Origin of the sequence: Amycolatopsis sp. lyj-23 (genome assembly GCF_046549135.1) — a bacterium.
Lineage (GTDB): Bacteria > Actinomycetota > Actinomycetes > Mycobacteriales > Pseudonocardiaceae > Amycolatopsis.
The window spans coordinates 179,328-193,819 of the sequence record NZ_JAJPWN010000008.1 but is presented as its reverse complement, the minus strand read 5'-3'; the positions used below and the strand labels follow the sequence as shown (position 1 = coordinate 193,819).

The window sequence follows — 14,492 nt, the reverse complement described above, 5'->3', positions numbered from 1 at the left end:
GCCGCAGCAGGGGATTCTCCCCGCGTTCCGCGCCGGAACGACTTTCGTAGGGATTGTCGGCGACACCATCCGAACGCCGGGCGGTCTCGATCATCGGGATTCGTTGGTACCGCGGTGGAAAACGGTTGCTCAGTCGGCTTCCGCGCCCAGTGCGAGCAGGCCGTTGCGCAGCACGTCCGCCGCTTCCGCCCGCTTTCCGGTCTCGCCCAGCAGCTCGCTCAACGGCCGCAGCGCGCGGACCAGCACCCCGCGCGCGCCGAGCCCGGTGGCGAGCTCGACGGCGGCGCGCAGGTCCTCGGCCGCGCGGCGGTCGTCGCCGCGGGCCCTGGCCAGCGAGCCCAGCTGCAGCCGCAGCTCCGCGGCCAGCGGCGTGCCCGCCACGACCGCCGGGCGGACCTGGTCCAGCAGCGCCGACGCCGTCTCCAGCCGGCCCGCCGCGAGGTATTCCGCGGCGAGCTCGACGGTGATCCCCGGGACGTCGTCCGGCCACGCGGTCTCCCGCGCCGCGCCCAGGTCGGCCAGTGCCCCCTCGACGTTCCCCGCGCGGCCGCGGACCCGGGCCCTGGCCAGCAGGCAGTACGCCATCGCCGGGTGCAGGGCCCGTTCCTGCATGAGGTCGTAGGCCGCGGCGACCGAGGCGGCGGCGTCGGCGTACCGGTCCGCCGCCAGGTGGCTGCGGCTCACCTCGACGTGGCTGCGGGTCAGCTCGGCGAGCACCGCCGGGCCGCCGCGGGCGAGCCGCAGCGCGGAATCGGCGTACTCGGCCGCCCGCTCGAGGTCGCCCTGGCGCAGGTGCCGCTCGGCCAGGCAGGCCCGCAGCGTCAGCAGCATCGTCGGCTGCGGGTAGCCGTCGCGCAGCAGCTCGGCGTGGCAGGTTTCCAGCAGGTGCACCGAATACTGCACCTCACCCCAGGCGGTCAGCACGGCCGCGCGCAGCGGCACGACCATCGCCCGCACCGGCGGCGGTTCACCCGACAGGGCCGTTTCGGCGTCCGAGACGTACTTCGTGCGGACGTCGCCGGTCGAGTACCCGGCCAGCCACAGCAGCGCGATCCCGGCCTGCCGCGGCCGGTCCAGGCGCTCGGCCCGGCGCCGGATCCGCTGCATCCGCGGGGTCGCGCGGCGGGCGTCGCCGGCCAGGAACCGGTCGGCCGTCTCGATCAGTTCGAGGTCGAGTTCGAGCAGCTCGCGCGGGGACCGGCCGCCGAGCAGCTCGTCGGGGTCGATGCCGAGCTGCTGGGCGAAGAACCGCAGCGCGTCGCCCGACGGCGTCCGCGCGCCGGTCTCGACCGACGACACGTACGCCGCCGAGTACTGCGGCCCGGCGAGTTCGCGTTGCGTGAGCCCGCGTTCGGTGCGCAGCTCACGCAGGCGTTCGCCGACGGTCTCGCTCACTCGGGTGCCTTTCCGCCGGGGTCGTCCAAGGGTAAGCCGCGCGGTGGTGGGTGGCCCACCACCGCGCGGTGCGGGGTTCAGCAGGCGCCGCTGTCACTCCACACGGCCCACGAGCCGGGCGCGCCGGGCTCGGCTCCGGTCGAGTACCACAGCGACGTCCACTTGTGACCGTTGTGGCCCACGACGTCGTTGGGCACGTACGCCTTCGCGGAGTCCCACTCGGCGAGCCCGGTGCAGCCGGTCGGCGGCGGGCCGCCGCTGCCGACGGTCAGCGTGAACTGCGCGGAGTGGTCGGCGTCGGTGCCGTCGCCGGTCACCGTCACCTGGCTGGTGCCCTGCGGGGTCGTCGCCGAGGTGGTGATGGTCAGCGTCGCCGTGCCACCGGAGGAGATGCTCGACGGGCTGATCGTCGCCTTCGCGCCCTCGGGCAGGCCGGACGCCACCAGCGACACGGTCTGGGCGTTGCCCGAGGTGATCCGGGTGGTCACCGTGGTGGTCGCCGTCTGTCCGGGTTGGACGGACGCCGAGGTCGGCGACAGCGTCAACGAGTAGTCGTTGCCGGCGGGCGGCTGGCCGCTGCAGGTCGGCTCCCCGCTGACGGCCGTGACGCTCACCGCGTCCCAGGCGGCCTTGGTGGCGTTGAACTCGGTGCAGCTGCCGGGGAAGAGCGCGACCGCGGCTTCCAGCGTGGCCTTGCGGGCGGCCTTGTGGTTCCACGACGAGGTCTTCTTCAGCAGGCCGTTGTAGAAGATCTTGCCCGCCTTCTGGATGCCGATGCCGGTGACCGACGAGCCGTTGCACGTCGGGCTGGCCGGCGAGGCGTTGCTGCCCTGGGAGAGCAGGTAGAACCAGTGGTTCTGCGGGCCCGCGGCGGCGTGCACCTCGGTGCTCGGGATGGACGCCGAGTAGCAGTTCGGGTCGCCCTCCTGCGACGGGTTGTACATGTAGCGGATCGGGCCGTTGCCGACCAGGTTGACGCCTTCGCCGACGGTGAAGTCCGGGGTGTCGACCGGGTTGTTGGCGTAGAACTCAGTCAGCGCGCCGAAGATGTCGCCGGTGGACTCGTTGAGGCCGCCGTTCTCGTTGCCCGAACCCGCGCCGCCCGGCGTGGTCTGGAAGATGGCGTGGCCGAACTCGTGGCCGACGACGTCCATCGGCGTGGCCTGGCGGCGGTTGTCCTGGGAGTGCCCGAAGTGGGTCGACGAGCCGTCCCAGTACGCGTTGACGTCGTTGAGCCCGACGCTCGCGCGGAAGCCGCCGCCGGCACCGTCGATGCCGTTGCGGCCGAGCCAGTCGCCGAGCATCTTCCACTCGGTCTGGACGCTGTAGAGCGCGTCGACGCAGGCAGTCTCCAGGTCGGTGCCCGAGCCGTTGCCCCAGGTGTTGGAGCTCTTGGTGAAGATCGCGCCGCCCTCGCGGCCGCAGGCGATGCCGCGGTGGACGGGGTCGGTCATCGAGTACGAGCTGCCGGAGCCGGAGGTGTCGATCGAGACGGTGCCGGCGTAGTAGGAGTTCCCGGTGCCGGCTTCGCGGACGTCGTCGCGCGTGTCGAGGACGGCCCCGGTCGCGCTGTCGACGAAGACGTGCAGGTGGGTGGGTTTGCCGTGGTCACGGCCGCTGACCACGACCTCGTAGGCGAGCTTCGGGGCGTCACCCGCCAGCACGACCAGCTTCGGCGTCTCGGTCTTGTCCACCTTGGACACCTTGGCGGCGGCGATCTTCGTGGCCTGCTCGGCCTGGAGCGCGGCCTGCGTGCCGACGGTGATCGGGGCGGTGTGCGCGGCTTCGGTGCCGCGGACGTTGCCGGCGCCGTCGGCGACCACCACCGCGTCCGCGCCGACCACCGGCAGGCCGTGGTAGGTGCGCTGGTAGGAGGCGTAGTAGAGCCCGCCGCCACCCGGGGTGACCCCGGTGCGGACGAAGGCCTCCCCGGCGCTCTTGGCGAGCCGGTCGGCGCCGTTGAGGGCGGCCTGATCGGCGGCTCGCGCGGCGAGCGCCTCGGGCGGGGTGGCGGCGGGAGGTGCGGGGGCGGCGGCGGCCGGGATCGCCGGCACCGCGAAAGTCAGGGCCAGGCCGGCGATCGCCGCCAGCCCACGTGGGGATCTCATGGGGAACCTTTCCGGGGACCGTGAGCAATGTGTCCGGTGGTTTAACTGCTGTTATTGCGCCGGACGCGTCCGAGTAAAGGTTCAGCCCGGGGACGGGTCAATGGGCCGAACGGAGCAGCGCGAGTCCACGAAGATCATCGCGCACGGCAGAAAACCGCTGGTGGGAGTCGTTCTGCGGACTGGTCTGAACCAATTAACAGACTTTCGTAGGAAAGTTGCTTTTGGTCCGGACCACCGAGCCCACTGGTCCGCGTACCCAGACAGTCGGCTCGCGTACCCAGAGGGTCGGCCGGCGTACCCAGAGGGTCGGCTCGCGAACCGACCCTCCAGGTACGCGAGCCGACTCTCCAGGTACGCGAGCCGACCCTCCAGGTGCGCCAACCGACCGTTCGGGTCCGCTAGTCGGTGCCGGCCGCCGAGTCCAGGCCGCGCCGGTACGCCTCGATCGCTTCGTCGAGATGACCACGTTGTCGGAGCGCGTCGCCGAGCCGCAGGGCGGTCGAAACTGCCGCCCCGTGCAGGGACGCGCCGGTCTGGACCTCGAACGCTTCCCGCAGCAGCCGGATCGCCGTCTCGAGGTCGCCCCGGGTGCGGGCGACCTGCCCGAGCAGGCTCGTCGCCTCGCCCAGCGATTCGACGTCACGGGACAGCAGTGCGCGGACCTCGGTGACCAGTGCCGCGGCCTCTTCCGGGGCGCCTTGGCGGAGCCGGACCTCGGCCAGTTCGAGCGTCGCCCCCGCGAAGCCTTCCTCGGCGCCGATCGCCGCCAGCTGGTCGCGCGCCGCCGTCAGCTCCGCGCGGGCCTCGTCGAGGCGGCCCAGGTGGCGCAGCAGGTAGCCGCGGGCCCAGCGGCAGCGCGCCGCGTCGCGCTCGAACCCCACCGAGGCGAACAGCCGGCACGCCTCGGTCAGGTCCTCGTCGGCCCGGTCCGCGCGGCCGATCGCCTGCCACACCTGCGACGCCTGCCGGTGGAACCGCGCGACGAAGTCCGGCCGCGTCGCCGCCCGCGCCAGCCGCCGCCCGTCCTCGGCGGCGCGCCGGGCCCGGTGCAGGCCGCCCATCTCCATCAGCGGGTGGATCAACGCGGTGAGCAGGCACAACTCGGCGTCCGGGTCGGCGGGCCGCGCCGCCAGTTCGGCTTCGATCCGCGCGATCGCCGGACCCGGGTCGCCGCTCTGGAACCGGCAGCCCGCCCACCGGTGCGCGATCATCGCCCGCAACCACGGCGGCGCCGCGGCGGCCAGCTCGTCGGCGTGCTCCAGCGCCCGCTGGGCTCCCGAGACGTCGAAGAGCTGCCACTTCACCTCGGCCCGGCAGAACCGGGCGTAGCACTCGACGTCGCCGAGGTGGTAGCCCGCCGCCTGCGCGCCCACGGCGGCGAACCGCGCCTCGGCGGCGGCGATCCGGCCCTGCTCCAGGTCGCGGTAGCCCTCGTCGAGTGCCGCGCGCAGCTCGTCGGCGACGCCGGGCGGCCGCCCGAACCGCAGGTCGTCGACCGTCAGCCCGAGCCGCTGCGCCAGGTAGGCGAGCATCTCCTCCGAAGGCGGCCGGCTGCCGGTCTCGACCTTCGCCAGGAAGCCCCGGTCGTAGCCCGGCTCGGCCAGCTCGCGCTGGGTCCAGCCGCGGCCGGTGCGCAGCCGCCGGATCCGCGCGCCGAGCGGTTCGGCGGGGGCGCTGGTCATCTCCCCACGGTAGGTCATCGGCCCGGTGAGCGCGGGAACGGACAGATCGATGCCCGTCCGGCCATCCGGGACAGCGCTTTCTGCCTGTGAGCAGCAGGCCCGTCTCGTGGCCGCCGGATCAGAATCGGTAGCGGAGTACGCGCGTGCCTTGGCGGGACAACGCGGTGCTGCGCGCGACCAGTCGGGTGAGCGCCCGCAGCGGCTGCGGGAACGCGGCCACCTCCGGGGCGCGGGTGAGGAGCTGCTCCTCGGCGAAGGTCAGGCCGGCGTCCCACTGTTCCGGCTCGTGGGGGTCGTCGAAGCCCTGGGCGGCGGCGATGCCGAGGGCCTTGATCGACGGGTGGTACTTCATCGCCCAGGCGGCGAAGCGGGTGTAGCCGTTCAACGCGAGTTCGCCGCTCCGGAGCCGGGTGGTCAGCCGGCGGAGCGTGGTCCGGAACGAGTCGCCGGGCAGGAACGGCAGCACGCCGTCGGCCACGACCACGGCGGGCCGGTCGCCGGGCAGCGTCCCGGACCAGCCGGGCTCGGTGACGTCGGCGGCCACCAGGTGCGTCCGGTCCGGGAGGTACCGCCGGCGCAGCTCGATGACCTCGGGGAAGTCGATGTCGTACCAGTCGACGCCGTCGGGCGGGGCGCAGCGGGCCCACCGGGGGTCGAGGCCGCAGCCCAGGTCGACGACGACCGCGTCGGGGTGCGCGGCGACGAACCCGCGGATGACGTCGTCGAGCTTCTTCGCGCGCAGCGCGGTGCTGGTGACGAGGCTGGGCTTCAGCTTGAGCTTCGCGAAGTCGTAGCCGGTGTCCTCGGCGATCCGGTCCGCGAGCCCGGCGGACCGGGTGTCGCCGAGGATCGGGTGCGGCGCCTTGCTGTCGAGTGCTCGTGCGTACAGGGTGAGCAGCAGGGTCTCCTGGACCGGGTCCAGGCGGAGCGGGGATGGCATGGGTGTTCCTAGCGCTTCGGGGGGTTGCGGGCGGCGAGGTCCCGCAGCCAGGTCAGGGATTCCCGGGCCGCCCTGATGCGCTCGGTGCCGGGGCCTTCGTGGCCGGTGATGGCGAAGCCCTCGTCGGCGATTTCGCCGAACGCGCTGAGGCTGTCGAGTTTGCGCTGGACGACCTTGTGCCAGGCGTCGTCCTCGATGCGGTAGTAGGCGGTGCGGTCGCCGGGGCGGCGGACCTTGCGCACCAGCCCGATGGTGGTGAGCAGGCGCATGTTGGAGGTGAGCGACGCCCGGCTGGCCTGGATCGTGTCGGCGATCGCCCCCGCGGACTGCTCGGGCGGGTCGCAGATCATCAGCCAGCCGAGGACACGGCCGGTGATCGGGGGCAGCCCCCACTCCTCCACGCAGAAGGTGGCCACGCGTTCCACCCACCGCATGAGCCGGTCCTGCCGTTCGTCGCCCATGACGCCTCACTCCCTGTGTCCGCTGCTCACCGTTTCATAGCGGCGACGGATTCCGGCGTAGGCGTCGGGGTGGGCGTCGCGAGCCGGGTCCGGCGCAGGTAGCGGTCGAACCACTCGACGGCCAGCGCCATCGCCTCCTCGAGCCCGGGGCCGGTGTAGAGGCCGAGGACGTCGTAGGGCAGGACTTCCAGCCGCTTGGGCTCGCCGGCCCTGGCGAAGGCGGTCTGGGCTTCCTCGAGCATGTGGTACGGGTCGTGGCCGCCGTTGGCGATCATCAGCAGCGGGGTCGGCGCGAGCCGGTCGATGAGGTTCTCCGGCGCGAAGGTGAGCAGGTGCTCGGTGGAGTCGAGGGTCTTTTCGTTGCGGTAGGTGGGATACAGCTCCATCGACAGGTCCTGGGCGCCCTTGGCGTTCTCGTGGTCCAGGTTCAGGTGCGGCACCCGCGCGCTCTCGCCGGTCTCGTAGCGGCGTTGCCAGTCCTCGTCGAGCCGCCCGCGCAGGGCGTGCAGCCCGTTCCGGCCGAGCAGCCGTTCCAGGTACCGCCACCCGTTCCACACGCTCGGGCTCTGCACGACGACGCACTTGGCGCGCCGGTCGAGCACGGCGGCCTGGACGGCGACCGAGCCGCCGATGCTGACGCCCCACAGGCCGATGCGCTCGGGCTCGACCTCCGGACGGGTCCGGAGGTAGGAGATCGCGCTGCGGAAGTCCTCCACCTGGCGCTCCGGGTAGTCCAGCCCGCGCGGCTCGCCTTCGCTCGACCCGACGGTCCGGTAGTCGATGGCCAGCACGACGAAGCCCGCCGCCGCGAAGTAGGGCGCGAAGTAGACCAGTGCCTCCTTCACCATCACGCCGCTGTGCCCGAGCACCAGCGCGGGGGCCGGGGAGTCCGCGGACACGCCGTCGGGCACGTAGAGGTCGCCCGCGCAGCGGGTGCCCAGGCTGGTGAAGAACACGGGTTCCGGCTGCACCGTCACGACCACCACTCCCGATTGCTTCTGCTAGTAGTTTCAGTCACGACTGAAATCTATAGCAAGCCTTCGGTCGCTGTCCAGGCCCGGTGTGCTCCACTGTGGAGGGACGGTCCGGGTTCACGGCCCGGCAACCTGCTCGCCACCGGGGTGCACCGCCACGGCGTTGCCGCCCTTTCCGCCGGCGGTCAGGCCGTAACATGGCGTAGTGAGCGAACAGTCTGAGTGGCCGGACGGCCAGTACCCCGAACGCCCGGTGGAGCGCCAGAAGGGCCCGGTCGTGCTCCGCGGCGACCGCCGTGACCAGGGCAGCACGACCGACCAGCGGCTGCTCGACTCGCGCGGCCCGAGCGACTGGGTGCACACCGACCCCTGGCGCGTGCTGCGGATCCAGGCGGAGTTCGTCGAAGGTTTCGGCGCGCTCGCCGAGGTGCCGCGCGCGGTCACGGTGTTCGGTTCGGCCCGCACCAAGCGCGACAACCCGGAGTACGAGCTCGGCCGCAAGATCGGCGGCGCGCTGGCCAACGCCGGCTTCGCGGTGATGACCGGCGGCGGCCCGGGCGCGATGGAGGCGGTCAACCGCGGCGCGGCCGAGGCCGGCGGCTTCTCCGTCGGGCTCGGCATCGAGCTGCCGTTCGAGCAGGGCCTGAACCCGTGGGTCGACCTCGGCGTCAACTTCCGGTACTTCTTCGCCCGCAAGACGATGTTCATCAAGTATTCGCAGGCCTTCATCTGCCTGCCCGGCGGCTTCGGCACGCTCGACGAGCTGTTCGAGGCGCTGACCCTGGTGCAGACGAAGAAGGTCACGAAGTTTCCGGTGGTGCTCTTCGGCAGCGACTACTGGGGCGGCCTCTACGACTGGATCAAGAACTCGGTGATGGCCGAGGGCAAGATCAGCCCGGCCGACCTGGACCTGCTGCACCTGACCGACGACATCGACGACGCCGTCCGCGTGGTGCAGGACTCCTACCAGGCGTGGGAGGACTCGCACTGATGCGGCGGATCTGCGTGTTCTGCGGCTCGTCGATGGGCTTCTCGCCGCGGTACGCCGAGCAGGCGGCGGCGCTGGGCAAGCTGCTGGCCCAACGCGGCATCGGCCTGGTGTACGGCGGCGCGAGCGTCGGCACGATGGGCGTGGTCGCCGACGCGGCCCTGGCCGCCGGCGGCGAGGTGATCGGCGTGATCCCGGAGGCGCTGTCGTCGGTGGAAATCGCGCACGCGGGCCTGTCGGAGCTGCACGTGGTCGCCGACATGCACGAGCGCAAGGCCAAGATGGCGGCGCTGTCCGACGGGTTCATCGCCCTCCCGGGCGGCGCGGGCACGCTGGAGGAGCTGTTCGAGGTCTGGACGTGGGCCCAGCTCGGCCTGCACGGCAAGCCGATCGGCTTGGTCGACGTGGACGGGTACTACGCGCCCTTGATGGCGTTCGCCGACCACATGGTGACCGAAGGTTTCGTGCGGGAGGGCTACCGGCGGCTCCTGCTGACCGACGCCGACCCGGCGGCGCTGCTGGACCGGTTCGACAGCTACGAGCCGCCGGCCCCGCCGAAGTGGGCGAAGGAAACGCCGGGGATCTGAAGCCGGCTAAACCGTTCCGCCGCACCGCGCGTGTACCGGCGTCAGCGCACGACGCATCGGGAGGAACGGTCATGGTCGAGTGGAACAGGTCGCGGGGTCGCGCCGCCCGGAAAGCGCTGGCGGCCGCCGCCGTGCCGGTGGCGGCGCTCGCCGTCGCCGCGGCGCCCGCCGAGGCTTCGGAAAGCGCCGTGCTCATGGGGTTCGCCACGGTCAGCAGCTGGGACGCCTGCCCGGAGGGGCGGTTCTGCGCCTGGGAGAACGCGGACGCCACCGGCCACTGGGCGTACTTCAAGACCGAAGACGAGGACCTGACCAAGCCGATCAACGGCTACGTCTTCAACGACAAGTTCAAGTACGCCTACAACCGCAGCGGCATGCTGTTCGGTCTCTACGAGAACATCCACTACGACGACAAGGGCCGGCACCTGCTCGTCGCGAACGGCTGGCGGGGTCCGCTGGAGCCGAAGTACAACTTCGCCGGGATCACCAGCTCGCTGCGCTGGCTGGTTCCGTAGCCGCCTCAGGCCACGCCCTCGCTCGGCCGCTTGTGGTAGGTGTCCACGTACTCCTGCCCCGAGATCTCCAGGATCGAGTACATCACCTCGTCGGTGACCGACCGCCGGATCGCCGGTGAGTAGTCCTGGCCCTCGTAGCGCGAGAAGTCCAGCGGCTTGCCGAACGTGATGCCGATCTTGGCCGGGCGGGGGATCTTCGCCCCGTGCGGCTGGAGGTTTTCGGTGCCGGTCAGTGCGACCGGTACCACCTTCGCCCCGGTCGCCAGGGCCAGTGCCGCGACGCCGGTGTGGCCGCGGTGCAGCCGGCCGTCCAGGGAGCGCGTGCCCTCGGGGTAGATCGCGAAGACGCCGCCCGCGTCGAGCACCTTGCGGGCCGCCTCCAGGGCGGCGAGGCCCGCCTGGGCGTTGCCGCGCTCGACCGGGACGTACCCGAGGCCGCCGAGGAAGCCGGCCAGTGCCTTGCCCTTGAGCCCCTTGCCGGCGAAGTACTCCGCCTTGCCCAGGAACTTGACCTGCCGCGGCGTCGCGAACGTGATCACGCCGGTGTCGAGCGCGGCGCGGTGGTTCGCCGCCAGGAGCACCGGGCCGCTGAGCGGCACGTTCTCCACGCCGTGCACTTCCGGCCGGTACACCGCCCTGGCCAGCGGGCCCAGCACGAACCGGACAAGCAGCGCGATCAAGTGGTCCTCCTCCTCGGTGGCGGTGGCCCCCAGCATGGCACGATCGTTACCCGTGAGTTGGTTCGAGCGGCGTACGTGGCAGGAGCCCGGGTGGACGCCCGGGGACATCGTGGCCGCGAAGGGTGACCGGACGGTTTCGGTCGTGCTACCGGCCCTCGACGAGGAGCGGACCGTGGGTGACGTCGTCGCGTCGGTCCGGCCGCTGGTCGGCTCGGTCGTCGACGAGCTGGTCGTCGTGGATTCCGGCTCGACCGACGCCACCGTGAAGACCGCCGAGGCCGCCGGGGCGCGGGTGGTCCGCCGCGAGGACGTGCTGCCCGACCTGCCGCCGGTCCCCGGCAAGGGCGAGGTGCTGTGGCGCTCGCTGGCCGCGACCACCGGCGACTTCGTCGTCTTCCTCGACTCCGACCTGGTCGACCCGGACCCGGCGTTCGTGCCGTCGCTGCTCGGGCCGCTGGTGTCGGAAAGCGGCGTCCACCTGGTCAAGGGCTTCTACCGCCGTCCGCTGCGCCTGGAGAGCAGCGGCGGCGGCCGCGTCACCGAGCTGCTGGCGCGGCCGGTGCTGTCGGCGCTGCGGCCCGCGCTCGGCGGGCTGATCCAGCCCCTCGGCGGCGAGTACGCGGGCACCCGCGAGTTCCTCGAGTCGGTGCCGTTCGCCGCCGGCTACGGCGTCGAGATCGGGCTGCTGCTCGACGCCGAAGCGCGGTACGGCCTCGACGCGCTCGCGCAGGTCAACCTGGGCGTCCGCAAGCACCGGAACCGGTCGCTGCGCCAGCTCGGGGTGATGTCCCGCCAGATCCTCGGCACGGCACTCGAGCGCTGCGGCGTCCCGGCCGCCGACGCGCCGTTCACGCAGTTCGTGCCGGTGGACGAGGAGTGGCTGCCGGACGTCACGGACGTCCGCGTCGCCGACCGGCCGCCGATGCGGGAAGTGCTCGCCCGTCCTCGAGGGTGAGGACCTCGTCGAAGCCGTCGAGGTGCTCGGGGCGGTGGGTGACGAGGACCACGCTGCCCTTCGCCTTCGCGAGGACCTTGGCGAGGACGGCGTCGCCGTGGGCCGGGTCGAGGCCTTCGACGGGCTCGTCGAGGACGAGGACGGCCGGCGCGGCCAGGACGGCCCGGGCGAGGACCAGCCGCTGGCGCTGACCGCCGGACAGCGCGTCGCCGTCCGGGCCGGTGTCGCGGTCGAGGTCCAGGTCGAACCCGGCGGTTTCGCAGGCCTCCCGGAGTTCCTCGTCGGTCGCGCCGGGTTTGGCGAGCAGCAGGTTCTCGCGCACGGTCGTGTGGAAGACGTGGGCGTCGGCTTCGGCGCCCGAGATGGTCTTCGACAGGTCGGCGTACTCGCTGAGTGGATGGCCGTCGAGGGTGACGCGGCCTTCGGTGGGCGCCTGGCTGCCGAGGAGCAGGCGGAGGAGGGTCGTCTTGCCGGCGCCGCTGGGGCCGAGGACGCCGACGCGCTTGCCGGGCGGCAGGTCGAGCTCGATGTCCCGGAGCGCCGGCGCCCGGCCGGGGTGGCGGACACCGGCGTTCTCGAGCCGGAAATGGCCGTTGGCCGCGGTCCAGGTCCCCGCAGGAGCAGCTTCGTGCGCCAGCACCGCTCGAAGGCGGGCAGCGGAGGCCCGGATTTCCGGCACGCGCCGCGCGGCGCCGATCAGCGGGAGGACGACCTCGAAGGCGGTGACGGCAGTGAGCGTGAGGGCGGCGGTCCCGGGCCCGGAGGCGTGGCAGAGCAGCCCGACGCCGACGGCGGTGGCCAGCTGCACGAGCACCCCGGCGGCGGTGAGCAGGGCGGTCCTGCCCGCGGTCGTGCGTTCGCGGTCGGCGATCGCGCGGACGACTCCGGTGGCTCGCCGCCGGTGTTCGCCGAGCACCCCGGCGGCGACGAGTTCCCGGTGCCCGGTGACGAGCTCGACGGCCCGTTCGGCGAGTTCGGCTCGGTGCGGAGCGCTCTCCCGGGCGGCTTCGGCGGTGAGCCGGACAACGCCCCAGGGCAGCAGCACCCCGGCGCCGAGCAACCCGGCGCCGAGCACGGCGGCCGCCTGCGCCGACGCGGTGGCGGTGACCGCGACCGCGGCGCCCCCGACGACGGCGGCGACCCCGGCGGGCAGCACCCACCGCAGGACGGCGTCCTGCAGGGCGTCCACATCGGACACGAGCCGGGTGACGAGGTCCCCGCCGGAGTGCCGGGTGCCGGGCAGCAGGGCTTGGTAGAGACGGGTCCGCAGCCGGCCGAGCCACCGCAGGACGACATCGTGCCCGGCGAGCCGTTCAGCGTACCGGAGGCCCCCGCGGAGGAGCGCGAGCGTCCGGACGCCGACGCTGGCCACGGTGAGCGAGGCCAGCGGCGGCCGCTCGGCGGCGCGAAGCAGCAGCCAGGCCGCGGTGGCCATGAGCCCGAGGGCGGCGAGCTCGGCGGCCGCCCCGAGCAGGGCGGTGCGGAGAAGGCGGAGGAGGTCCTTTGTGGACAGCCCCCAGGACCCCAGGGCAGCCCCCACCCTTCCCGGGGGGCGTCCCCGATCCCATCCTACCGCCCCCACCCCGGAAAAAAGCGCCGCTCGGCGATCTGTGGACAACTCCGGCCCTGTGGATACCGAACTTGACATCACACCCCCACTCCCGTACAAACCCGCCCGTCGCGCAGCTCGATCACCCGGTCCGCCAGCGCGACCATCGCCGGCCGGTGGGCCACCAGAACCGCCGTCCGGTCCGGCAACAGCCGCCGCGTCGCCGACAGCACCGCCGCTTCCGTTCGTGCGTCCAACCGAGCCGTCGGCTCGTCCAGCAACACCAACCCCGCCGAAGTCCGCGCCAACGCCCGCGCCAGGCCGACCCGCTGCCGCTGGCCCGCCGACAGCACCTCGCCCAGCTCGCCGACCTGTGTGTCGAGCCCGTCGGGCAACCCCGCGGCCACCGCGTCCAGTGCTGCCGCCCGGGCCGCCGCGGGGACGTCGGCCGGAGCACCCAAAGCGATGTTCTCCCGCAGCGTTCCCTGGAACAACGTCGGCCGTTGCGGTACCCACGCCACGTCGGCCAGCCAGTCCGAAGAGGACAGCGAACGCAGATCCACCCCGTCCACCAGGACCCGCCCCGAAGACGGCGTCACGAAACCCATCAGCACCGCCAGCAGCGTGCTCTTCCCCGAACCGCTCGGCCCCACCAGGGCCACCCGCGACCCGGCGGGTACCGAGAGATCCACATCGGACAATGCCGGCACCCCGGCGAAGCGAACGGAAACCCGCTCCAGGACAACAGAAGGTGCACCCCGGCGACGACACCGAGTTCCGGATGCCGAAGACACCACCGGCGCCGCCAAAGCCTCCCGCAACGCCGTCAACCCCTCCGTCGCCGCGTGGAACTTCGCGCCCGCCGCCCGCAGCGGCAAGTACGCCTCGGGCGTCAGCAGCAGGATCAGCAACGCCGGCCGCGCCGCCAGGTCACCCGAAAGCAACCGGAAGCCGATCGGCACCGCCACCAGCGCCACCGACAACGTCGCCACCAGCTCCAGCACCAGCGCCGACAGGAACGCCACCCGCAGCGTCTTCATGGTCGCGTCCGCGTGGGCCGACGCCATCGACCGCACCGTCGCCGCCTGCTCCGCCGCCCGGCCGAACACCTTCAGCGTCCCCAGCCCGCGGACGACGTCCAGGAAGTGCCCGCCCAGCTTCGTCAGCAGCTCCCACTGGGCCGACGCCCGCGTGTGCTTCCCGATCAGGACCGCGAACACCGGGATCAGCGGCAGCGTCACGACCACGACCACCGCCGAGGCCAGATCCGTGGTGAACAGCCGCACGATCACCGCGACCGGCACCACCACCGACACGACCAGGGCGGGCAGGTACCCGGTCAGGTAGCTGTCCGTGGCGTCGACGCCCCGCGTGACCTGCGTCGCGACGACACCCGCGCGGTCCGAAGTGGACGAAAGCAGCCGGCGGCGCAGAAAAGCGCGGACCGACGCCGCAAACCGTCCACTGAGGACACCGTGGCCCCAGGTGAGCGGGAACCGCGCGGCGACGGCCACGACCAGCACCACCGGAAGTCCGCCGCCGGTCAGCAGCGTGGCCAGGCCTTCGGCCTGGAGGAGCACCGCCAGCGCAGTGAAGACGCCGAGGAGGCCCAATCCGGCCAGGTACCGCCGGAGTCCGGGCAGAGCAGGCACGGCGTC

General features: G+C 72.7%; 13 protein-coding genes. 4 read left to right on the top strand and 9 right to left on the bottom strand.

Annotation, left to right across the window (positions count from 1 at the left end; all coding sequences use genetic code 11):
* Positions 1-129: 129 nt before the first annotated feature.
* The 6 genes from ACLJPY_RS21305 to ACLJPY_RS21280 all read right to left on the bottom strand — a co-directional run bounded on the left by ACLJPY_RS21305 (position 130) and on the right by ACLJPY_RS21280 (position 7,563).
* Positions 130-1,395 carry a helix-turn-helix domain-containing protein gene (locus ACLJPY_RS21305; RefSeq protein ID WP_410590846.1) on the bottom strand — a complete coding sequence of 422 codons (1,266 nt, stop codon included), beginning with the start codon at positions 1,393-1,395 and terminating at the stop codon, positions 130-132.
* A gap of 77 nt (positions 1,396-1,472) precedes the next feature.
* A complete protein-coding gene (locus ACLJPY_RS21300; protein ID WP_410590844.1) occupies positions 1,473-3,503 on the bottom strand; it encodes a M4 family metallopeptidase in 2,031 nt (676 codons plus the stop codon).
* Positions 3,504-3,901: 398 nt separating this feature from the next.
* Complete coding sequence (locus ACLJPY_RS21295; protein WP_410590843.1) at positions 3,902-5,185, bottom strand: helix-turn-helix domain-containing protein; 1,284 nt, start codon at positions 5,183-5,185, stop codon at positions 3,902-3,904.
* Positions 5,186-5,303: 118 nt separating this feature from the next.
* The gene (locus ACLJPY_RS21290; RefSeq protein ID WP_410590841.1) at positions 5,304-6,125 is read right to left on the bottom strand and encodes a class I SAM-dependent methyltransferase; all 822 of its coding nucleotides are present in this window, start codon (positions 6,123-6,125) and stop codon (positions 5,304-5,306) included.
* A gap of 8 nt (positions 6,126-6,133) precedes the next feature.
* Entirely contained in the window at positions 6,134-6,586 is a 453-nt protein-coding gene (locus ACLJPY_RS21285) for a GbsR/MarR family transcriptional regulator (protein ID WP_410590840.1), read from the bottom strand.
* Between the two features lie 26 nt (positions 6,587-6,612).
* Positions 6,613-7,563 carry an alpha/beta hydrolase gene (locus ACLJPY_RS21280; RefSeq protein ID WP_410590839.1) on the bottom strand — a complete coding sequence of 317 codons (951 nt, stop codon included), beginning with the start codon at positions 7,561-7,563 and terminating at the stop codon, positions 6,613-6,615.
* Positions 7,564-7,765: 202 nt separating this feature from the next.
* Between ACLJPY_RS21280 and ACLJPY_RS21275 the strand changes: the two genes are divergently transcribed.
* From ACLJPY_RS21275 to ACLJPY_RS21265, 3 genes are all read left to right on the top strand, one after another.
* Complete coding sequence (locus ACLJPY_RS21275) at positions 7,766-8,551, top strand: TIGR00730 family Rossman fold protein (protein WP_410590838.1); 786 nt, start codon at positions 7,766-7,768, stop codon at positions 8,549-8,551.
* Positions 8,551-9,135 carry a TIGR00730 family Rossman fold protein gene (locus ACLJPY_RS21270; protein ID WP_410591246.1) on the top strand — a complete coding sequence of 195 codons (585 nt, stop codon included), beginning with the start codon at positions 8,551-8,553 and terminating at the stop codon, positions 9,133-9,135. The genes ACLJPY_RS21275 and ACLJPY_RS21270 overlap by 1 nt, the downstream gene beginning before the upstream one ends.
* A 71-nt stretch (positions 9,136-9,206) precedes the next feature.
* A complete protein-coding gene (locus ACLJPY_RS21265; protein WP_410590836.1) occupies positions 9,207-9,650 on the top strand; it encodes a peptidase inhibitor family I36 protein in 444 nt (147 codons plus the stop codon).
* Positions 9,651-9,655: 5 nt separating this feature from the next.
* Here the strand turns inward: ACLJPY_RS21265 and ACLJPY_RS21260 are convergent, their stop codons facing one another.
* Positions 9,656-10,330 carry a lysophospholipid acyltransferase family protein gene (locus ACLJPY_RS21260; protein WP_410591244.1) on the bottom strand — a complete coding sequence of 225 codons (675 nt, stop codon included), beginning with the start codon at positions 10,328-10,330 and terminating at the stop codon, positions 9,656-9,658.
* A gap of 52 nt (positions 10,331-10,382) precedes the next feature.
* Here ACLJPY_RS21260 and ACLJPY_RS21255 point away from each other — a divergent pair, with 52 nt between their 5' ends.
* On the top strand, positions 10,383-11,285 hold the full coding sequence (locus ACLJPY_RS21255) for a glucosyl-3-phosphoglycerate synthase (RefSeq protein ID WP_410590835.1): 903 nt from the start codon (positions 10,383-10,385) through the stop codon (positions 11,283-11,285).
* Here ACLJPY_RS21255 and cydC read toward each other — a convergent pair.
* Entirely contained in the window at positions 11,221-12,813 is a 1,593-nt protein-coding gene (gene cydC / locus ACLJPY_RS21250) for a thiol reductant ABC exporter subunit CydC (protein ID WP_410591243.1), read from the bottom strand. The two genes, ACLJPY_RS21255 and cydC, sit on opposite strands and share 65 nt — an antisense overlap.
* Before the next feature lie 119 nt (positions 12,814-12,932).
* The gene (gene cydD / locus ACLJPY_RS21245) at positions 12,933-14,486 is read right to left on the bottom strand and encodes a thiol reductant ABC exporter subunit CydD (protein ID WP_410590834.1); all 1,554 of its coding nucleotides are present in this window, start codon (positions 14,484-14,486) and stop codon (positions 12,933-12,935) included.
* Positions 14,487-14,492 lie beyond the last annotated feature (6 nt).